This window comes from Paenibacillus sp. FSL R7-0652, assembly GCF_038595045.1.
GTDB lineage: Bacteria > Bacillota > Bacilli > Paenibacillales > Paenibacillaceae > Paenibacillus.
This window is the reverse complement of sequence record NZ_CP152001.1, coordinates 715,597-735,239: the sequence shown is the minus strand read 5'-3', so window position 1 is coordinate 735,239 and position 19,643 is coordinate 715,597. Positions and strand designations below refer to the sequence as shown.

At 49.1% G+C, this 19,643-nt stretch carries 19 protein-coding genes and 1 riboswitch; of the genes, 7 read left to right on the top strand and 12 right to left on the bottom strand.

Going from position 1 to position 19,643, the window contains the following annotated elements:
- Nucleotides 1–82: 82 nt before the first annotated feature.
- From MKY97_RS03455 to MKY97_RS03445, 3 genes are all read right to left on the bottom strand, one after another.
- Complete coding sequence (locus MKY97_RS03455; RefSeq protein WP_342554127.1) at nucleotides 83–406, bottom strand: hypothetical protein; 324 nt, start codon at nucleotides 404–406, stop codon at nucleotides 83–85.
- Nucleotides 407–445: 39 nt separating this feature from the next.
- On the bottom strand, nucleotides 446–1,546 hold the full coding sequence (locus MKY97_RS03450; protein WP_342554126.1) for a D-alanine--D-alanine ligase: 1,101 nt from the start codon (nucleotides 1,544–1,546) through the stop codon (nucleotides 446–448).
- 138 nt (nucleotides 1,547–1,684) lie between these two features.
- Nucleotides 1,685–2,704, bottom strand: a complete 1,020-nt coding sequence (locus MKY97_RS03445) for an amidase domain-containing protein (protein WP_342554125.1) — start codon at nucleotides 2,702–2,704, stop codon at nucleotides 1,685–1,687.
- A 369-nt stretch (nucleotides 2,705–3,073) separates the two neighbouring features.
- Between MKY97_RS03445 and acnA the strand changes: the two genes are divergently transcribed.
- The gene (gene acnA / locus MKY97_RS03440) at nucleotides 3,074–5,788 is read left to right on the top strand and encodes an aconitate hydratase AcnA (protein WP_342554124.1); all 2,715 of its coding nucleotides are present in this window, start codon (nucleotides 3,074–3,076) and stop codon (nucleotides 5,786–5,788) included.
- 141 nt (nucleotides 5,789–5,929) lie between these two features.
- Here the strand turns inward: acnA and MKY97_RS03435 are convergent, their stop codons facing one another.
- From MKY97_RS03435 to MKY97_RS03405, 7 genes are all read right to left on the bottom strand, one after another.
- Complete coding sequence (locus MKY97_RS03435) at nucleotides 5,930–6,244, bottom strand: hypothetical protein (protein ID WP_342554123.1); 315 nt, start codon at nucleotides 6,242–6,244, stop codon at nucleotides 5,930–5,932.
- A 12-nt stretch (nucleotides 6,245–6,256) separates the two neighbouring features.
- Complete coding sequence (locus MKY97_RS03430; RefSeq protein WP_342554122.1) at nucleotides 6,257–6,673, bottom strand: hypothetical protein; 417 nt, start codon at nucleotides 6,671–6,673, stop codon at nucleotides 6,257–6,259.
- A 264-nt stretch (nucleotides 6,674–6,937) separates the two neighbouring features.
- Nucleotides 6,938–7,066: a hypothetical protein gene (locus tag MKY97_RS03425; RefSeq protein WP_342554121.1), complete on the bottom strand. Its 129-nt coding sequence runs from the start codon at nucleotides 7,064–7,066 to the stop codon at nucleotides 6,938–6,940.
- Between the two features lie 126 nt (nucleotides 7,067–7,192).
- Nucleotides 7,193–7,771 (bottom strand): VanZ family protein, encoded by a 579-nt coding sequence (locus tag MKY97_RS03420; RefSeq protein WP_342554120.1) that lies wholly within the window; start codon nucleotides 7,769–7,771, stop codon nucleotides 7,193–7,195.
- A 51-nt stretch (nucleotides 7,772–7,822) separates the two neighbouring features.
- The gene (locus MKY97_RS03415) at nucleotides 7,823–8,692 is read right to left on the bottom strand and encodes a M15 family metallopeptidase (RefSeq protein ID WP_342554119.1); all 870 of its coding nucleotides are present in this window, start codon (nucleotides 8,690–8,692) and stop codon (nucleotides 7,823–7,825) included.
- A gap of 79 nt (nucleotides 8,693–8,771) precedes the next feature.
- The gene (locus MKY97_RS03410) at nucleotides 8,772–9,878 is read right to left on the bottom strand and encodes a HAMP domain-containing sensor histidine kinase (RefSeq protein WP_342554118.1); all 1,107 of its coding nucleotides are present in this window, start codon (nucleotides 9,876–9,878) and stop codon (nucleotides 8,772–8,774) included.
- Nucleotides 9,871–10,569: a response regulator transcription factor gene (locus MKY97_RS03405; protein WP_342554117.1), complete on the bottom strand. Its 699-nt coding sequence runs from the start codon at nucleotides 10,567–10,569 to the stop codon at nucleotides 9,871–9,873. The genes MKY97_RS03410 and MKY97_RS03405 overlap by 8 nt, the downstream gene beginning before the upstream one ends.
- A gap of 305 nt (nucleotides 10,570–10,874) precedes the next feature.
- Here MKY97_RS03405 and MKY97_RS03400 point away from each other — a divergent pair, with 305 nt between their 5' ends.
- From MKY97_RS03400 to MKY97_RS03380, 5 genes are all read left to right on the top strand, one after another.
- Entirely contained in the window at nucleotides 10,875–11,819 is a 945-nt protein-coding gene (locus MKY97_RS03400) for a YafY family protein (protein ID WP_342554116.1), read from the top strand.
- 84 nt (nucleotides 11,820–11,903) lie between these two features.
- On the top strand, nucleotides 11,904–12,674 hold the full coding sequence (locus tag MKY97_RS03395) for a zinc ribbon domain-containing protein (RefSeq protein WP_342554115.1): 771 nt from the start codon (nucleotides 11,904–11,906) through the stop codon (nucleotides 12,672–12,674).
- Nucleotides 12,675–13,188: 514 nt separating this feature from the next.
- A complete protein-coding gene (locus MKY97_RS03390; RefSeq protein WP_161557043.1) occupies nucleotides 13,189–13,356 on the top strand; it encodes a hypothetical protein in 168 nt (55 codons plus the stop codon).
- 53 nt (nucleotides 13,357–13,409) lie between these two features.
- Nucleotides 13,410–14,087: an aspartate/glutamate racemase family protein gene (locus MKY97_RS03385; protein WP_342554114.1), complete on the top strand. Its 678-nt coding sequence runs from the start codon at nucleotides 13,410–13,412 to the stop codon at nucleotides 14,085–14,087.
- 14 nt (nucleotides 14,088–14,101) lie between these two features.
- On the top strand, nucleotides 14,102–14,596 hold the full coding sequence (locus tag MKY97_RS03380; protein WP_342554113.1) for a hypothetical protein: 495 nt from the start codon (nucleotides 14,102–14,104) through the stop codon (nucleotides 14,594–14,596).
- Nucleotides 14,597–14,810: 214 nt separating this feature from the next.
- Here the strand turns inward: MKY97_RS03380 and thiC are convergent, their stop codons facing one another.
- Together thiC and MKY97_RS03370 are read right to left on the bottom strand one after the other, a co-directional pair.
- Complete coding sequence (gene thiC / locus MKY97_RS03375) at nucleotides 14,811–16,634, bottom strand: phosphomethylpyrimidine synthase ThiC (RefSeq protein ID WP_342554112.1); 1,824 nt, start codon at nucleotides 16,632–16,634, stop codon at nucleotides 14,811–14,813.
- A 436-nt stretch (nucleotides 16,635–17,070) separates the two neighbouring features.
- Nucleotides 17,071–17,184, bottom strand: a riboswitch (TPP riboswitch).
- Nucleotides 17,185–17,419: 235 nt separating this feature from the next.
- The gene (locus tag MKY97_RS03370) at nucleotides 17,420–18,163 is read right to left on the bottom strand and encodes an IclR family transcriptional regulator (RefSeq protein WP_342554111.1); all 744 of its coding nucleotides are present in this window, start codon (nucleotides 18,161–18,163) and stop codon (nucleotides 17,420–17,422) included.
- 414 nt (nucleotides 18,164–18,577) lie between these two features.
- Here MKY97_RS03370 and MKY97_RS03365 point away from each other — a divergent pair, with 414 nt between their 5' ends.
- On the top strand, nucleotides 18,578–19,597 hold the full coding sequence (locus MKY97_RS03365; protein WP_342554110.1) for an alpha/beta fold hydrolase: 1,020 nt from the start codon (nucleotides 18,578–18,580) through the stop codon (nucleotides 19,595–19,597).
- The last annotated feature ends 46 nt before the right edge of the window (nucleotides 19,598–19,643 follow it).

Here is a 19,643-nt window from a genome sequence, read left to right as displayed (position 1 = left end):
CATGCTTGCAAATCCTCCAGGCGCTCTTTGCAAGAAGTCATGCCTTTAGGTTAAACCCCAGTGATAGGCCCATCAATGGGCTCTATTCCTGAGCCTGCTCACCAAAGAACATCTCGTCGGCCAGTGCCGTCTGGATTCGTGATTCTTCCTCCGTCAGCTTACGAATAAGCTGCATCTCCACTTCCGTCACTTCCTGGTTCTGAAAATTGATCTCTGCAATGGAAGCCACGATCTTCACAATCGCCACGGCTGTATTATCCGGGGTGTAAGCAATGACCTTTTGCCCGGTTGGGAACACCCGGAAGCCTTGTTTGACCATTTTGCCGCGACCGTATTCCAGCAGTTCGAAAAGCTCCTGCTCGCTTTTGAATTTGCATACTGAATTAAACTCTGTCTGAAATCCCATGCACATTCCTCCTGATTTCCTGATTCGGTTCGTCTCAGGCTACGCCTGAACGCCGTTTTCGTAATTCAGTGCCTGCTTGCGGTTATACCGCTCCAGTCCCAGTTCGATCATACGATCCAGCAATTCGGCATACGATACACCTGTCTCGCGCCATAAAAGTGGGTACATACTGTAAGGCGTAAAGCCTGGCATAGTGTTCACTTCATTAATGAGCAGCGCTCCATCCGACTTGCGAACGAAGAAATCCACACGTGAAATGCCGTTACCTTCAATCGCACGGAATGCCTGCAGGGCTGCTTCACGGATGCGGTCAGCTGCCTCTGTGTCCAGCGGTGCAGGAATCAACATCTGAGACTGTCCGTCAATGTATTTGGCAGCATAATCATAATATTCGCCGGAGGATACAATCTCGCCGGGAACCGATGCCATCGGTTCATCATTGCCGAGAACACTAACCTCGACTTCACGAGCTTCTACAAACTCCTCAACCACAACTTTGGTGTCATACCGTAGTGCAAACTCAATGGCTGTTTTCAGTTCATCGCGGTTACGCGCTTTGGAGATCCCTACACTAGAGCCAAGGTTGGCCGGTTTGATAAAACACGGATAACCAAGCTGGTCCTCGACCTGGACGATCATATCGTGCTGAGCCTGCTTCCATTGTGTCGCGTTAAAATACGTAAAGGCACACTGGTCAATACCAGCCTGAGCGAACAGCTTTTTCATCACCACTTTGTCCATGCCGCCTGCCGAAGCCAGCACACCTGCACCCACATACGGCATATCTGCCATCTCAAACATGCCCTGGATGGTACCATCCTCTCCAAACGTGCCGTGGAGCAGCGGGAACATGATGTCCAGCGCTTCCGCCCCGCCCGATAAACGTGCAAACAATGCATTCAGTGCGTCCTGTGTGCCGCCCGCCGAGCTTTCCAGCTTCAAGTCTTCGATGCGTGCAAAAGGTGCATGCATCACCGCTCCTTTTTTCCACGTCCCCTGTTTGGAGATATAAAAAGGAACCAGTTCATACTTTTCATAATCAAATGCATTTGTTACAGCAAACGCCGTTTGCAGCGACACTTCGTGTTCGCCCGATTTTCCGCCGTATACGACGCCTACTTTTAATTTATTCTTACTCATGCGTAACCTCCGATTATATCTGTACGTGATGCTGTCTGCGCAGCCATCTCAAATCCCTGCCCGGCTGCTTCCGGTTTCTATTCTTATTTTACACGGAACGGGCTGTCTGCGTCACCGCAGCCCGCAAATCTTTACCTTTTAAAACTCATCTGCAATATGAAAAAGCCGGTATACCGTCTGCTCCGTCCAGGCATAGGAATCCCGGTAGTCCCAAAAACGGTGACGGCTGCTGACCGTATGTGCGTTCACAAGCGGCATGCCTCCCGCATCAAAAGCGGTGACCACCGTGCTGTGCTGGAACCTTCCGTCGCCGTCCCAGTCATAGAAAATAACATCGCCAAGCATAAGCTGCTCAGGGCGATCCACCTCGGTGGCTGTCAGCCCCCAGCTGCTGCCGGACAGATATCTTGCCAGGCTGTTGGATACAGCCCAGCTGTAACTCCACATTTCCGAGCCGTTCACATACCCTTTGTACCACCAGCCCGCTTCTCTTCTACCAGTATAGTGGATGGGTGCTTCCCCTGCAAAGAGACATTGGGACACATAATTGGTGCAGTCCACATCGAATTCTTCAAAAGCCGGATTGCCCGCATTCCACCACCGATCAGCGTAGGCAACAGCCAGATCCCGACGGTAGATTTGTCTTTTGGCTCTTCGTCCCTGGCCCAATACTTCCCGGTTCAACAGCGGTCGGTTCCCCGCCTGTACAAAATCAGCCTGCTGATACGGACGTCTTTCCCCGGCTGGACGCCGTTCGGGCACTTCACGCTCCACACGCGCAATACTCCACCGCTCATTTTCGCGTAAAAAGGTTAACCTTTCCCGCTCAATTCGATCCTCGCGATGAGTAATCCCGCTCTTTTCATAGAACAATCTGCTGTAGAGCTGCACTTCAATTACCGCTTCTTCCGATCCATCAATGAGAGTACGCACAAGCTTGGCACTGGTCTCGCTGCGAAGAGGTACGGCGCGCCGTCTGCGGTACCATTCATCCAGCCTTGCCATGCGCTCTCCCCGTTCCACCACAAATTCGGGATCGGTTACGATTCGTTCACTCGCCTGTGGACGGTAATCGATCTCACAGCGATTGTACTGGTTGACGTACGTATACAAGGCGCTCTTCCATTCGCGTTCCAAGCTTATGTCCCCCTTTGACATGAGTTAGTCTCTATCCAACTGCTCATTCCATGGCTTGATCTCCTACTATGCATATGAAGGAAAAATCCGTTGTATGTACACAGTTTCGGATAAAGCCCCTGTAAAAACATTCAGGAAAGCTCGAAATCATGCTTGCTCCCATCAGATTTTAGTAAACGCCTTCATTCGTTCAAAAGCGTGCTTGCACAGGCAAAAAGCCCTTTACGTACGAAGGTGAAAACGGTATACTTAGAACTAAAGTTATGATTTTGAAATTATGTTTCATCTAGTGAAACTACTGAACAAGAACACGGAACGGTGAAGGCCTGTTCTTTATTTAGAAATGAACGTTTTCTTCATCTCACCGACACATTTTAAGGAGGTACATGTATGTCAGCAAAGAACCATTTCTCCGCCGCTCGTACGCTTGAGGTTGGAGGCAAATCTTACCGCTACTACAGTCTCGAGGCACTTCAGGAAGGCGGCCACGGCGACCTTTCCAAACTTCCCTTCTCAATTAAAGTGCTGCTTGAAGCAGCGGTTCGTCAATTCGACGGACGTGCTATTACCGAAGATCACGTAAAACAACTGACCGGCTGGGCAGAAGGCCGTGATAATAATAAGGAAATTCCGTTTATCCCTGCGCGGATCGTATTGCAGGATTTCACGGGTGTACCGGTTGTTGTTGACCTCGCGGCAATGCGCGATACGGTGAAAAAGGCAGGCGGCGATCCAAAACAGATCAACCCGCTCGTTCCCGTTGATCTGGTTATTGACCACTCCGTTATGGTCGATGCATTCGGAACCAGTGATGCACTGGATTACAACATCAAGGTTGAGTTCGAGCGTAATGAAGAGCGTTACCGCTTCCTGCGCTGGGCACAAACAGCATTCAATAACTTCCGTGCTGTTCCACCATCCACGGGGATTGTTCACCAGGTTAACCTGGAGTACCTCGCTTCCGTGGCAGCTACCAAAACGGTTGATGGCGAAACGGTTGTATTCCCGGATTCACTCGTAGGTACGGACTCTCATACTACAATGATCAACGGTCTCGGCGTTGTCGGCTGGGGTGTAGGTGGTATCGAGGCCGAAGCAGGTATGCTGGGTCAGCCGCTTTATTTTGTAACACCAGACGTTATCGGTTTCAAACTGACAGGCAGCCTGAGCGAAGGCGCAACAGCAACAGACCTTGCCCTGACAGTTACTCAAATGCTTCGTAAAAAAGGCGTTGTCGGCAAATTCGTTGAGTTCTACGGACCGGGCCTTGCCAACATTGGCCTTGCTGACCGTGCAACAGTTGCCAACATGGCACCGGAATACGGCGCAACCATCGGGTTCTTCCCTGTAGACAGCGAGACGCTGAACTACCTGCGCAGCACTGGACGTTCCGATGAACAAGTAGAGCTGGTTGAAGCGTATTACAAAGCTCAAGGGATGTTCCGCACAGCGAACACGGTTGATCCGGAATTCACAGATGTCATTGAACTTGATCTCGGCTCCGTTGTACCAAGCCTTGCAGGACCTAAACGTCCACAAGACCGTATCGAGCTGACACAAATGAAAGAAAGCTTCAACAGCATCATCCGTACCCCTGTCGACAAAGGCGGTTATGGACTGAGCGATGAGAAGATTGAACAAAAAGTGCCAGTGAAGCACCCTGACGGTTCCACAAGTGAATTGAAAGCAGGCGCTGTTGTGATCGCGGCGATCACAAGCTGCACAAATACATCCAACCCTAGCGTTATGGTCGGTGCAGGTTTGCTCGCGAAAAAAGCAGTTGAACTCGGTCTGACCAAACCAGGATACGTGAAAAGCAGCTTGACTCCAGGTTCCCTTGTCGTTACAGAGTATCTGGAAAAAGCAGGTCTGATCCCTTATCTTGATCAGCTCGGATTCAACGTTGCTGGATACGGCTGTGCAACATGTATCGGTAACTCCGGTCCACTGCCGGATGAAGTAAGCGAAGCGATTGCCGAGAACGATATGACTGTAGCAGCTGTATTGTCCGGTAACCGTAACTTTGAAGGCCGTGTACACGCACAAGTGAAAGCCAACTATTTGGCTTCTCCGCCACTCGTTGTTGCTTACGCACTGGCAGGTACAGTTGATATTGACTTCGAAACCGATCCTATCGGTCACGATCAGAATGATCAACCTGTATTCCTGAAAGACATCTGGCCTAGCTCCGAAGAGATCAAGGATGCGATTGCCAGCTCCCTGAATGCTCAGATGTTCCGCAACAAATATGAGAATGTATTTACTGCCAATGAACGCTGGAACAACATCGCTGTACCGGAAGGCGAACTGTATGAGTGGGACCCGAACTCCACATACATCCAGAACCCGCCGTTCTTCCAGGAGCTTGGCGATAAACTGAACGATATTGCTGACATCCGCTCTGCACGCGTAATGGCGCTGCTGGGTGATTCCGTAACAACGGATCACATCTCACCAGCGGGTAACATTGCTCCGTCCAGTCCAGCAGGACTGTACCTGAAAGAGCATGGCGTAGAGCGCAAAGACTTCAACTCCTACGGTTCACGTCGTGGTAACCATGAAGTGATGATGCGTGGTACGTTCGCCAACATCCGTATTCGTAACCAGGTAGCTCCAGGCACTGAAGGCGGTATTACAAAATACCTGCCTACAGATGAAGAAATGTCCATCTACGATGCTTCCATGAAGTATCAGGATGAAGGACAGAACCTGATCGTTATCGCAGGTAAAGAGTACGGTACAGGAAGCTCCCGTGACTGGGCAGCCAAAGGAACATTCCTGCTCGGCGTCAAAGCCGTTATCGCAGAAAGCTTCGAGCGTATCCACCGCAGTAACCTGGTGGGCATGGGCGTTATGCCGCTGCAATTCCAAGAAGGTCATGGCTGGTCCAGCCTGGGTCTGAACGGACGCGAGACATTTGACATCACAGGTCTGAGCAATGATGTGAAACCAGGCCAAGAATTGAAAGTAACTGTAACTCGCGAAGACGGTACGCAGTTCGACTTCCCTGTCATCGCTCGTCTGGACAGTATGGTTGATGTGGATTACTACCACAACGGCGGTATCCTGCAAACCGTACTGCGTCAAATGATGAAAAAAGCTTAATACGCTTGATCTTTCATGGGATAAAGTGATATAACGAAGCCCCGCTTCATGTGCAGCCTGCACGATGAAGCGGGGCTTTTTTTCGATTTTTGGTTATTGTGTTGTGAATTCAGGTTTGGTTGGGTTGGGGCCCCTATCTACTCAAAAATCGATCCTAATCCCCACTTCTGAATCATCCGGTGGTGCAGGGATGCGATAGATACCCCTGCATTTTAATTTTTCTACGTTGATCCAATCCATAAAGTCGTCCCCCCCGTAACTACGGATAAAAATCCCATATTCCAATTCATCATCAAAATTAATGTATTCCGTATATTGAGTGAAGGGATGTTTACCTTCAATGCTTTGCAGAAAATCAGAGAATTCATTTCTCCACTCTTGGATCTGCCCTACATACTGGTCAGGCACATAGTAATAAAAACCATCGGGCGTGTAGTACGAAATTTTCATAATCAACCCATCTGCCTCCTAGATTTTCAGAATAGCCATGCCTTCCTTCAGCTGCTCAGAAACAGCCGTATAGTATTCAATTCCATCAGCAAGCTCGCGTTCCGTTTTATGTACCAGGTAATAAGAATACTTCTGCATCAGTTCATGCTCGTTCAACTCAATTGGCAGGTGAATGATCTCATAATGGTCTCCATGCTCTGAACGTTCTGAATTAGCATAGAAGCGATAACCTCGTTCGGATTGTCCAATATTCATAACGGTTTGGATAACCAGCAGCTCGCTCCGCGTGAAGCTGCGAATTAGTGCGGATCTTTCCTTTTCCAATGCCAGCACATCCTGTTCAGCTTCGGGCCTGCGCTTCGCCTCCACGATCTCATTTTCTATAGTTACGAGTGCTCTCATACTTCCAGCAAGTTGTTTAGCTAATAGATACAATGCAGCTCCTCCTTCAGGTATGGTGAACAGAGAATCTATAGGTAATACATGTCATCTTCCTCACTCGATTCCATCAGCTGTATTCCCATTTTACATGGGGAAAACTCGCTGGATAAGATCTCTCATGAAAATGAAAAAAACTCCCTATCACGCATACATTATCCGCTGTGCGCTCAAAGGAGATTCCCCTAATGTCCATATGATGTGAAGATTGATCAAACAGCTGCATCGTTCCCATCACGAGAAACAAACATGACATCACAATCAAAGCCGTCCCGATCCATCCTGCCGCAGCTCGGCGATTCCTGACCTGCCTGCATCACCTGCTGTCTTCTGAGGATATACCAGAAACATGAGTCCTGTGCCGATAAACAGCACAGCCATAATAATCATATTGCCATTCCTCCTTGGAAAGAAAATAGATTCGGATTAATCTCATTCCTACAGTAATTCTCAGACCGGCTTCTTACGCTCTCAGCATAGTGATTCGCTCTGTTATTCCTCTAACGGTTCATCTACTTAGTTATTCGCTGCCAGTCGCGCCCTTCCTCCCTTAAACAGCAGATTGAGGATGAGCAGCAGCATATACACCACATACCCCATTATTCCGCCAAGCGTGTTCAGCATCAGATCATCTACATCAAAGATACCTATTCCGGTCAGCAGCTGTGTAACTTCATAACCCAAACTAAGCAGGAATGACAGGACAAGTACATGAATTCCGGTGAAAAAGGAATGACGTGTCAGACCCGCTATAAACATGCCGAGCGGCACAAACGCGGCTATATTACCAGTCAGATGAATGGCCGTTCCTGGGCGGTACAGCGACAGACTGTGCCAGTCACGTTTGATCTCCTGAAACGGAGTCAGATTAACGGTACGTGTATGAATCAGGTCCGGCTGGCGCAGGAGCGCAGTCAGTCTGTCCCATATCAGCTCCGTATCCACCGGACCTCCTTTGAATAAAATCAGTTTGGTCAGCAAGTAGAGGTATATCAGGCATAGAATAATCCCAATGATTCGGAGCGGATTTGATTTATTCTTATGCTTATACTTATGATCAAGTTTCCCATCCGATTGCGGCTTGTTCTGTCTCATGCTGTCCCTCCCCCTACGCTGATCATTGCCGCTGCAGCTCAACGTTCATGATCAAGATGGTTCCTTAACGGTAACAATGACTCCTTCCATGTTGTCCCCGGATATATCATAAGACTCATGCTCTGGCACATATACCTTGTTATCCTCTGATACCCGGTAATAATGGATGCGGAACGTCTCGCCGTCAAGATCAACGGTCACGTCTCTCTTTTCTTTTAACATCTCCAGATACTCTTCCAAAACCATCTGATTCTCGTACATAATCGCACTATGCGGCATGCCGACATATCTAAAATGCCAAGGTTCATACTGGATGCCTGTCACGTTCACTTTATCTTTGGGATATCGCAAAATAAAACCGTATTTCCATGCGTTTTTCTCCAGCCATGCTCCCTCAGGAGCCTCACTCATTGGGGCCAGACTTGAGCCTATATCCAGGGATAACCCCAGATTGTGCTCACTGTAACCCGCAGGCAGTGCGTAATCTGAACCCTTTTGCCGATACAGCTCTTCCTGTTTCTCGAAATCTCTATACCCGCTGCTCATCAGAAAATATCGCACTTCCTCCTGGGCGGCCGCCTCAACCATCTTCTGGAATCTCTCGGCCACTTCACGAGATAACATTATTTTTGTATCCAGCACGCCGTACCCGCTGAGCAGGTCCCGCTCCTTTGCCACATATACAATATCGGAACGAACACCCTCCGGCTTAATCGGATGCTCTGAATTAACCAAGACGAGATTACCTTTATGTATGTGCTTTTTCATCTCTATGTTCGCAGCTGTCCGGTATCCTTCATATTTCTTGTCTGCGTCCAAAACAATAATCGACATCTCCTTATTTCCTCCCAAGGCTGCCGGCGATTGCGTTAGGATATACCCAACCACAATGATGCATATCAAAAAGCCCCACTTTTTCATCACTGCTCCTCCTTCCTCTTCTCATTCAAGGATAGACGAAACAATTTAAAGAAAAAGCAGGGCAATTCTAAAGTTTTTCTTAATTTTCAGGAGCAACCTGTTGAAAAGCAGGCAGGCGAACCTCAAACATGGTACGTACCACATCACTTACTGCCGATATTATGCCATCATGCTGCTCTACAATGTTGCGGGCGATAAACAGACCAAGACCTGTACCTCCCTCTTGAGCAGAACGTGCACGGTCCCCCGTGTAATACATGTCAAAGATCCGCGGAAGATCGTCCGGATGAATATACCCGCCATAATTGGTAATCTGAATGACAATCTGACCTGAATCCTGATACCCGTTAATGTCTACATACATGCCGTCTTTGCCATGCCGCGCGGCATTAATCAGCAAATTCTCGAACACACGGGCAAGCAGCTCACCATCCCCGGATACGGTCAGATCGTCAGCGATGATTAAACGGGTGACCAGATGATTTTTTTCAAAAACAGGATAGAGCTCCTCGTTCATCTGCTTCAACAGCTCGCTCAGATCCAGCCGCGTTCTGCGCACAGGCAGCATACCGTAATTCATTCGTGTGATCTCGAACAGATCATCAATCAGTTTTTCCAGCCGCTGCGATTTGGTAAATGCAATCGCGATGAAATGCCGGGCCTGCTCCTCGGTTAACTGCTCGTCCTTCATCAGCAAATCCAGATAACCCAGTACGGAGGTCAGGGGTGTACGCAGATCATGGGCAAGGTTTACGATGAGCTGGTCTTTGCTGTTTTCGGCAAAATCCCCCCGTTTCACCGCTTCCCGCAGCTTCTGGCTCGCCATATTAACACTTTCCGCAATCGTACCCAATTCGTCTTTGGCCACAATCTGCACCTGATGATCAAAATCCCCGTTAGCCAAGTGATTAATGCCTGCGGAAATCTCTTTGAAATACGTAACGTAACGTCTGGTAAACAAGTAGAAAAATAAAATCGCAAGCGGGATGAAGAGCAGCATAAAGACATATAAATCGCCAATACTTCTCATGATATTCCGATATTCCGCCAGCGGGTCTTCCCGTCTCACCCCTGCGTAGTACATCTGAAGCAGCTTATAGACGATAAACGTGACGACACCGGAAGCCAGCATGCTCAGACCAAGCATCATAATCATCGTTGTGCGAAAACTTCTCCGTTTAGTCATTGAACGTGTACCCCACACCCCAGATGGTTTTGATGAACTTGTTCTTGTTCACATCTTCTCCGAGTTTCCTGCGCAGCGTGCGAATATGTACCATGACGGTATTGCCGCTCTCAAAATACGCCTCGCCCCATACCTTTTCAAAAATGCTTTCTGCACTGAAGACCTGTTTAGGGTTACTGGCAAGCAGCACTAAAATGTCAAATTCCTTCGGTGTTAAATCCAGCGGTTTACCGTAAAGTGTTACGCTGTGCTGGTCGGGGACAATAACAAGTCCGCCTTTTTCCAAAACCGAGCGCTGCGCCGCAGCTGTGGACTGACTGAACTGCAAAGCACGCCTTAGTTGAGAGTTGACGCGAGCCACAAGCTCCATCGGATTGAATGGCTTGGTCATATAATCATCGGCACCCATCACGAGCCCTGTAATTTTATCCATATCTGACGTTTTCGCACTCAGAAATATGATCGGAAAATGATGCTGCTCCCGGATTTTACGGGTCACCTCATACCCGTCCATACCCGGCATCATAATGTCCAGTACAGCCAGATCAATGGCTTGTGTCTGAACGGCCTGCAGTGCCGACTGTCCGTCAGATGCCTTAAGGGTATGATAACCTTCTTTTTGTAAATGCAGAGCAACCAGATCCGCGATCTCCACTTCATCGTCCGCAATCAGAATCGTAATTTGCTTCATTGCTTATTTCACTCCTATATGGGATGCTGGGCAGTATAACACCTATGAATCTAACAGATAACTCCCAGATAAACAATTGAAAGCAATGTTATATAAGTTTGACTTTTCTTTTACACTTTAACGGAGAGGACAGAAAAAACCTGAAAAAGCGAAGCGTTCGCCTTTATCACCGGATTTTCCCCTTTTAAAAAGGGAATCCAAAAATCTGGGGATAACAGCGATTGGAAGGTTATTCTGTCATTGGAGTTATCAGTGTAAATGCTGTCCAATTCTATAAAGACCCATAAATGAAAGGAAACCAAACTATGAAACTGGAACGTTTGTTAGCGATCGTGGTACTGCTTATTAACCGCCGGCGATTACAGGCGAAAGACCTCGCGGACATGTTCGAAGTGTCCATCCGCACAATCTATCGTGATATCGACACATTAGGTCAAGCTGGAATTCCAGTGGTGACATATCAGGGAGCAAGCGGCGGGATCGGGCTGGCGGAAGGCTATCGCCTGGATCGCAATCTGTTAACGGATAAAGACCTCGCTTCCATCGTCACCGCACTGCGCAGCATCTCGACTTCCCATGATAATACAGCCCGTGATCTGCTGGTGGAAAAGCTGAGCAGTATCGTCCCTGAAGCAAGAAATGAAGATTTTCAGGCCAGCACCCATCGCTTCATCGTTGATTATTCAACATGGACGCACCCAGAAGCCCTGCAAAACAAATTGAAAGTAATTGATCAGGGTATTGATGAGCTGCAGAGCATTTGTTTTGTTTACTGCAGTGCCGAGGGTACACAGACCTGCCGCACGGTTGATCCGCATACCCTTGTGCTGAAAAGACACGCCTGGTATCTGTATGCCTTTTGCCATGAACGAAAAGAATTTCGCATGTTCAAGCTGGTCCGTATGAAGGAGGTTGCCCTTGCCGCCCAGAACTTTGAACGGAAGTCTATTAACCTCCGAGAGAGACCGTGGCAGCAGGAATGGAGCCGTCCCGTTAATCAGATTGGCATCACCCTGAAATTCCATGAACGTGCCCGGCACCTCGCAGAAGAGTGGTTTGGCATCGAAAATGTACTGCCTGATGGAAATGGATACTATGTCAGCCAGATCGCTTTTCCAGAAGACAACTGGCTGTACGGCTTCATTCTGGGCTTCGGTGCAGATGTGGAGGTGCTGGAACCGCTGCACATTCGGGATAAAGTGTGTCAGATTGCCGAGCAAATCATTCAAAATTATAAAACCTCATCGTAAACCTGACAGACAGCTGTCCAGTTCCTCCCCGTATACTTCAAATATGTTCAGGTTGAAGTTCTACACATACCTTAGGAGGAATGAATGATGAACGTTACTGTATGTCAAAGCTGCGGGATGCCGCTCACCAGCACAGATCAATTCGGCACGGAGTTGAACGGCGGCACAACCCGTGAGTACTGCATTTATTGTTACAAAGATGGCCGGTTTGAGCAGCCGGGTATGTCGCTGGAAAATATGATTGAAATGTGCACTGCCATTCTCAAAAAGGAAGGTATGGATGAGGAATCCGCCCGCTCCATGCTGCGCAACCAACTGCCTTATCTGAAACGCTGGAAGCCTGCAGGTCAATCGCAGAGCGCTTCTGGCACCGGGCTTGGCGGAGAGCCAGTTCGTTATGTAACCCTTCCTGGCAAACGCCTTACCGGGCTGGCATCACGTACGACCAACGCAGTCGAAATGAGCGGCCAAGGCAGCATCGGTGAGCTGTGGGGTCGTTATTTTGCCTCAGAGCACCTCCCCTCTTCCGAAGCTGCGCGTTACGGCTGTTATACGGACTACACGGACGGCATTGCCGGAGAATATACCATCCTGGTCGGACATGAAGTCGGCGCAACAGATGTATTACCCGAAGGATTCGATGAGGTACAGCTGCCTCCTGCCACCTATGCCGTGTTTACTTCGAGAACCGGACCGATGGTTGAAGTGGTTAGTGAAGTGTGGGAAACCGTATGGGCGTGGGGCCAGCAGAGTGACCGGACATTTACAGGTGATTTTGAATATTACGATGAACGCAGTCTGAACCCGGAACAGATGCAGGTAGATGTATATATTGCGGTAAAAGAACGTAAGTGACGTTTCACTTCAAGGAATATTTAAAAACGGAGTCTTTAATGAAAGAAAGATATAAGGAAATCCGCGACTGCCAAGCAATCTTGGCAGCTTTTTTCCATTTTTCGAGCAGCATACCCGACCATAGTACCAAGTTAGTTAGCAGGAACCCTACCTAATCACTTGGACATATGCCTTAGAGACAGGTACCATTGACTTCCTTAAAATTAGGACCATTCGCATAACAACCGATCCCCTGCTCCCATCTCCCCAGTAAGAAATCAGGTTCTTTATTCCTGAATTTCCCTAAAACCGTTTACATCTCCAGAATACCGGGTAAAATCACTACATCCGAGTCGGAATTGCAGAGAAATCCTCGCTCTTTCGCCTAACAAGTCATATGTACCTATATGCGAACAGGAGACTCATTTAATTTTGGCCGACACAGCTCCAAGTTGAAATACATATTATATGTACGATATTAAGAACCCATTACACAACCGATGCATGTCTATCATGCATGTAAGGAGGAACCAAGATGATCCGCATGCCTATTCAGCAAATGATCCCGTATCACCACCAATATCCGCGCAACACGGCGACTGCTGCTCCGAAAAAGGAAAATGAGAACACTCAAGGCCTATCCTTCCATGAAATCCTGCAGCAAAAAATGGCGAAAAAGAACGTATCCATGAACATGAGATAAGTCTTTACATCTTCGCGGCAGATCCCTATACTACGGGGTAAAGGGGATTGCCTATGAACACTGCTGCCTGCTTTCATGCACATCACTCCAATATCAGATTGATTGAACAAGCGTTGGCTTCCTATAATATCGAATTGGTCCACTATGTCGACCCCGGCTTGGACCGGCTCAAACATGATGAGGATTTCAGCAGCACTCTTGTTCAGGAAAAAGTAAATCAGACACTGCAGTGGATGAGGCGCTGTCACGCTGATGCCATTCTTGTGACATGCACCTTGTTTACAGCAGTGCTGGAACAGCAGAAGCAACCGTTACCGATTCCGGTAACGGGTATTGATGATTCACTGCTTGCCATGATGCGCACACATCCGAAGCGATATTTGCTGGCGTTCACCAACCCGGCTACAGTGGAACCAACCATGGCCCGGTATCGTGAACATCTGGATCAGCATCTGGCAGGAGAGGACAAGCCGGAGCTTGAATCCGTGCTGCTCCCTGGACTGTTTGACATGATTATGCGCGGTGAACAGGAAAGCTACCTGGCAGCTTTAAAAGATGCACTGCACCAGCTTGCTGTAGAACGCAAGAACAGCTGCCTTATTGCCGCTCAACTTTCAATGGCTCCCGCGGCGGAGCAGGCCTCCCTCGATTCAGGCATTACCATCTACACACCACTTACAGGTTTAGGCGCAAGCCTGGAGCGAGACATTGGCATTACACCAAGAAGTTGAATGCAGGGGATTAGATGACCACTGCTAAACGCATGTACCATTTCTATTTTGGAGAGGAGAACATGATGAAGCACCTCACTGTAGAACCAGGTCAATCCATCGGTGATATCCGGCTGGGGATGACACAGAACGAAGTTGAGCAGACAGACGCGTTCAGCCTTGATCCCAAAGTTGAGTATGATGCCCAAGGCAAAGCTCAATTTATTGAATTTTATGAGAGCGATGAATTCAAATGTATGCTCGGTAAACTCGATCTTCTGGGCACCGAAGCTGACGTTCTCATTCCACAGTTGGATGAAATATCGCCGTATGACCGGGAAGATCCTGAACTCGGATGCAGCTTCCAGTTCGATCAGATCGGCTTGATTCTGTGGCGTCCGGTTCCGATGACCCGGCAGGATATGCAGGAGAAGTGGTTTCTGGAGATGCCGCCCGAAAATCAGCAGGACGAAATGAAACACCTCTGCTTCTCTACGGCTGCTGTCTATGCCAAAGGGTATTATGACTAGTTACGTCATGTTGGAAGTTGACTGCCTCAAGTGAACAATCCAGCATCACTGCTCACTGCTCTCATACTCCGATACATAAAAAAGTGACCCAAGTTCAGGCTCGACAAGCCTGTTGGGTCACTTTTATTCGTTTGAACCATTCTATGCTCTATTCAGCTGGCCATCTACGACCTACCTTAACAGTCACGGTCTACGTCAGTAGATTAGTCATAATCTATAAACGTGCCCGATACTCCTCAGCCTTCGCCTGCATCCCAGCGGCGACTGCCTCTTCTTCCTTCAAGCCGCGATCTGCGGCAAAAGCACGGATATCCTGCGTGATGCGCATGCTGCAGAACTTCGGCCCACACATGGAGCAGAAATGTGCCTCCTTGGCCCCTTCTGCAGGCAGTGTCTCGTCATGGTAGGACAGTGCCCGTTCCGGGTCCAGAGACAGGTTAAACTGATCCCGCCAGCGGAATTCGAAACGTGCTTTCGAAAGTGCATCATCCCGGCGCTGGGCACGTGGATGCCCTTTGGCCAAATCAGCGGCATGAGCAGCTATTTTATAAGCGATTACCCCTTCGCGCACGTCATCCTTATTTGGGAGCCCGAGATGCTCCTTCGGCGTAACATAGCAGAGCATGGACGTACCAAACCAACCAATCATCGCTGCCCCGATTGCAGACGTAATGTGATCATAGCCCGGAGCAATGTCAGTAGTCAGCGGCCCGAGTGTATAGAAAGGAGCTTCCTGGCAGATTTCCATCTGCAAATCTACATTCTCCTTGATCTTGTGCATCGGCACATGGCCCGGCCCTTCGATCATGACCTGAACATCATGCTTCCACGCGATCTGCGTCAATTCCCCGAGCGTTGCCAGTTCCGCCATCTGTGCCTCGTCATTGGCATCGTAGATGCTCCCTGGGCGCAGTCCATCCCCGAGGGAGAACGCCACATCATACCTTTTCATAATCTCGCAAATTTCTTCAAAATGAGTGTACAAAAAATTCTCCTGATGATGTGCCAGACACCACGCCGCCATAATCGACCCGCCACGCGATACAATACCCGTCATGCGTTTCGCCGTCATTGGAATATAACGCAGCAGCACGCCGGCATGAATCGTAAAATAATCCACACCCTGCTCCGCCTGTTCAATCAGCGTATCCCGATACAGTTCCCAAGTGAGGGCTTCCGCCTCGCCATTCACCTTCTCCAGCGCCTGATAGAGCGGCACCGTACCAATCGGCACCGGAGAGTTGCGAATGATCCATTCCCGGGTGGTATGAATGTCTTTCCCAGTGGAGAGATCCATCACCGTATCCGATCCCCACCGTACAGCCCAGGTCATCTTCTCCACCTCCTCCTCGATCGAGGAAGATACAGCAGAATTACCGATATTGGCATTGATCTTGACATGAAAATGACGACCAATCAGCATCGGCTCACTCTCCGGGTGATTGATGTTGGAGGGCAGAATCGCCCGGCCGCTCGCCAGCTCCTGCCGTACAAATTCCGGCTCCACCCCTTCACGAATAGCTGCGTATTCCATCTCTGGCGTAATCAGACCCTGCCGCGCATAGTGCATCTGTGTAACGCAGCGCCCACCCAGAGCACGCAGCGGCTGTCCGCGAAAGCCTGGGTATTCCTCCGCTCCAGCTCTCCGTCCTCCAGGCTTCAATCCGTTATCCTCCGGTTTAACGGCGCGGCCCTCGTATGCTTCTACATCACCGCGCTCCATGATCCAGTGATTTCGGAGCGCAGGCAGTCCCTTCCGAATGTCCATCTGGAATTCGGGATCGGTCATCGGGCCGCTCGTATCGTAGACACGCAGCGGCTCATTATGCTCCACCCCTTGGGGAGTATTCGTGTCATGCAGGGCAATTTCACGCTCCGGTACAGCTATGTCCGGTCGTGAGCCCTGAATGTACACTTTGCGGCTGCCCGGGAAGGGCTGAACCCCGCCAGCCGCTCCGGTTTTCTTTTCCACCGGATGGCCATCGTTCCCCAATTCCTCTATTCCAATCTGCTTGCCCGTTTGGTTATGTGTACTCATGTCTCCTGTTTCCTCCTCTGTGATCTTCTTTTGTGCATTCTCTCACTAATGCGTCAGCTCCAACGACCACACCTGACAGAAAACATCCAAAGCACAGAAGCACAGCAGGAGTGATCCTGCTCAAGCAGCCCGATAGATCCAAGAGACAGATTTTTATGTACAGCAGCACGAGAACCGAGATTACTATACTGATCCGTTCAGCGTAATTTCATGGTTCCGTTGTTATTTTCCATCATCAACATGCCCTGAACGGCTGCCCCAGAACTCCAAAGGTACCGCGATGGTAAAGCACAACAACGAATGACTCTCTGCTTGCCGCCGTATATAAAAAAGCCGGTTCCGAAGGAACCGACTTATGTCCATCACCCTGCACGCAGCATGGACAAACCGCTGCAATGCAGCATTTGTCCATAGACAACGTCCATGGTGTATGTGATCATATGGCCGATTACTTCCCTACGCTGGTATGATCCAGATCAGGTGCAAAGGGTCCGGGATCTCATGCGATCCCGTCTCAGTCCGGACAATTCGGACTCCCCCAGTAACGTAAACGTATTGCGGCAACCAGGCCGCGTTCAAATCAAAAGATGACATTCATCTGGCCCCGCTGGGCCGTCCATTACAGAGTAGCTTAAACTGGATATAAATACAACCTTTATATTCCAGAGGGACCGGCTCATCTGTGTGACATTCAGGCGAAGGTGGCTGAAAAAGCTCCCTTTAGCCCGCTTTGCCCCTCTATAAAACATATCGATACCGCATCACATACCAATATCAGCAGACACTTATGACAACATAAGTCCCATTTGCGCAGCTGCTTCTTTCAATACCGGCGCATACTCATGCAGTGTTTCCTGTGAGAGCCTGCTGACCGGTCCGGACACGGAAAGTGCTGCCGCAATATTACCCTTGCGATCCATAATCGGTACAGACACAGCTGCAGCTCCTGGCTCACGTTCCTCATAACTGGTGGCATAACCGCTCACCCGAATATCCTCCATCTGCGCCAAATACACTGCTGGATCGATAAACACCGGCCATTCCGGGCCGTTCATCAGTTCCTCCCGGTCCTCTTCGGCGGCAAAAGCCATCAGCACTTTGCTGGATGCCCCCACCGAAAGCGGCAGTCTCGCACCAACGGGTGCAACACGCCGAATGGCCTGATCACTCTGCACCGCCTGAATACGAATCCGCTCACTGCCGTCACGAAGGTAAAGACTCACAGTTTCACCCAGACGATCTCGGAGCCGCTCCATCGCAGGCAGCAGCAAAATGGCTGGATCATCGCTGCGCGACATATGCGCCGACAATTCCCAGATGCGAATGCCTAGCCGGTATTTCTCGGTAGCCGCATCGCGTATCACAAAGCCCTTATCCTCCAGCGTAGCCATCAACCGATGCACCGTACTTTTGTGCAGACCAATCTGGCTGGCAATTTCGGTGAGTCCAAGATCGCTCCGCGTGGTAAAACATAATAATATATCCAGCGCCCGTTCGACAGCACGGACGGTTAACTTGCGGTCTTCCATGGCATAATGCCCTCCTCATGTTTCATCACATGAAACTTGGTTACATAAATTATATGAGAAACGGTCTCATCTGTAAACCAAAAATAGCTGCGAGGCAGGGGAAAAATATATATTTATGATCATTTTATAAGGCTTTAATCTCCTGTAAATTACACGCTATGGAAATGTTATCTATACATCTAAAGAACTATATAACAATTGCGTAACAAATGCCGTCAATCAATTGACTTTGATGATATCGGAACATACGATAAAGACAGGAACCCTTTCACTTATGATCACTAAAATGTGACTTTAGGATCAGGATGTCATAATAGTATGTACGAGATAAACGATATGAAATGTTATTCTTTTAACATCGCCGTTAACTTCAGCGGAATGAATCTTTAACCGAATTTTAAAGGAGGGGCGTGCATGTATCCGACATCCCAGAGCGAAGCCCCGCTGCATACCAAAGTGTCCGATCTGCCCTCTTCATTGTCACCGAGGCTGATCCGGTTCAAACATATTGTCGTAGCGCTGCTGCTCTCCGTTGTTTTTTTCCTGTTGTTTTGTTTTATTGCCTTACATGGTTATATCGCTTGGGTGCTGTCGAATCCTACAGTTGCTCCGGTCTTTTCGAATCCGATGCAGGCTAAAAATATGAAATACGAAGACATTACCTTCCCCGCAGCGGACGGCAGCCGAACAATGCAGGGCTGGTATATTCCCGCTGCCACTGATACGGGCAAAACCATTATTTTCAGCCATGGTTATGGAGCGAACCGAGAGGAAACATGGGTACCTATGTACGATCTCGCCCACTATGCACATCAGCTCGGTTTTAATGTGGTCATGTTTGATTACGGCTTTGCATCTCAGGTCAACAGAGCCGTAGCTACCGGCGGCAAAGCCGAGTCCCAGCAGCTGCTCGGAGCGATTCAGTTTGCCAAGCAGCGCGGCGCACAGGAACTGGTTGTCTGGGGTTTCTCTATGGGAGCCGGAACCGCCCTGCAGACTGGGCTGCTGACCGATGAAGTGAATGCCATGATTCTGGACAGCACTTTCCTGCTGGAGCCGGATACACTCTACCACAACATTCACAATCAGATTAATCTGCCGCGTCAGCCTACACTGGAGATTATGAAGCTGCTCTTCCCGGTGTTGAACGGTACCGGTCTGCAGCAGATTCCGTACCAGGAAGTTAAAAAGAAAGACTATCCGTTCCCGATCTTTTTCATCCATGGTACAAAAGACGAGAAGGCCCCTTACCCGATTGCGGAGCAGCTTGCCGCCAATCAGACCAATCCATTTTCCGAAGAATGGATCGTGCAGGACGCGCATCACGAACTGATTTTCAGGGAGCATCCAAAGGAATATCTGCGCCGTGTCTCCACGTTCCTTAGTCATGTAACGAAGACAAGCAGTGAGGATGTGCAGCAAAACGAGCAGTAATCAACAAATTATCATTATATTCACCATTAGTTATCTACAGAGCCCT

Bases quoted from the DNA above. Each gene is read 5' to 3' on its own strand.
- MKY97_RS03455 (WP_342554127.1), bottom strand. From the start codon at position 406: ATGGGATTTCAGACAGAGTTTAATTCAGTATGCAAATTCAAAAGCGAG.
- MKY97_RS03450 (WP_342554126.1), bottom strand. From the start codon at position 1,546: ATGAGTAAGAATAAATTAAAAGTAGGCGTCGTATACGGCGGAAAATCG.
- MKY97_RS03445 (WP_342554125.1), bottom strand. From the start codon at position 2,704: ATGTCAAAGGGGGACATAAGCTTGGAACGCGAATGGAAGAGCGCCTTG.
- acnA (WP_342554124.1), top strand. From the start codon at position 3,074: ATGTCAGCAAAGAACCATTTCTCCGCCGCTCGTACGCTTGAGGTTGGA.
- MKY97_RS03425 (WP_342554121.1), bottom strand. From the start codon at position 7,066: ATGATTATTATGGCTGTGCTGTTTATCGGCACAGGACTCATGTTTCTG.
- MKY97_RS03420 (WP_342554120.1), bottom strand. From the start codon at position 7,771: ATGAGACAGAACAAGCCGCAATCGGATGGGAAACTTGATCATAAGTAT.
- MKY97_RS03415 (WP_342554119.1), bottom strand. From the start codon at position 8,692: ATGAAAAAGTGGGGCTTTTTGATATGCATCATTGTGGTTGGGTATATC.
- MKY97_RS03410 (WP_342554118.1), bottom strand. From the start codon at position 9,878: ATGACTAAACGGAGAAGTTTTCGCACAACGATGATTATGATGCTTGGT.
- MKY97_RS03405 (WP_342554117.1), bottom strand. From the start codon at position 10,569: ATGAAGCAAATTACGATTCTGATTGCGGACGATGAAGTGGAGATCGCG.
- MKY97_RS03400 (WP_342554116.1), top strand. From the start codon at position 10,875: ATGAAACTGGAACGTTTGTTAGCGATCGTGGTACTGCTTATTAACCGC.
- MKY97_RS03395 (WP_342554115.1), top strand. From the start codon at position 11,904: ATGATGAACGTTACTGTATGTCAAAGCTGCGGGATGCCGCTCACCAGC.
- MKY97_RS03390 (WP_161557043.1), top strand. From the start codon at position 13,189: ATGATCCGCATGCCTATTCAGCAAATGATCCCGTATCACCACCAATAT.
- MKY97_RS03385 (WP_342554114.1), top strand. From the start codon at position 13,410: ATGAACACTGCTGCCTGCTTTCATGCACATCACTCCAATATCAGATTG.
- MKY97_RS03380 (WP_342554113.1), top strand. From the start codon at position 14,102: ATGACCACTGCTAAACGCATGTACCATTTCTATTTTGGAGAGGAGAAC.
- thiC (WP_342554112.1), bottom strand. From the start codon at position 16,634: ATGAGTACACATAACCAAACGGGCAAGCAGATTGGAATAGAGGAATTG.
- MKY97_RS03370 (WP_342554111.1), bottom strand. From the start codon at position 18,163: ATGGAAGACCGCAAGTTAACCGTCCGTGCTGTCGAACGGGCGCTGGAT.
- MKY97_RS03365 (WP_342554110.1), top strand. From the start codon at position 18,578: ATGTATCCGACATCCCAGAGCGAAGCCCCGCTGCATACCAAAGTGTCC.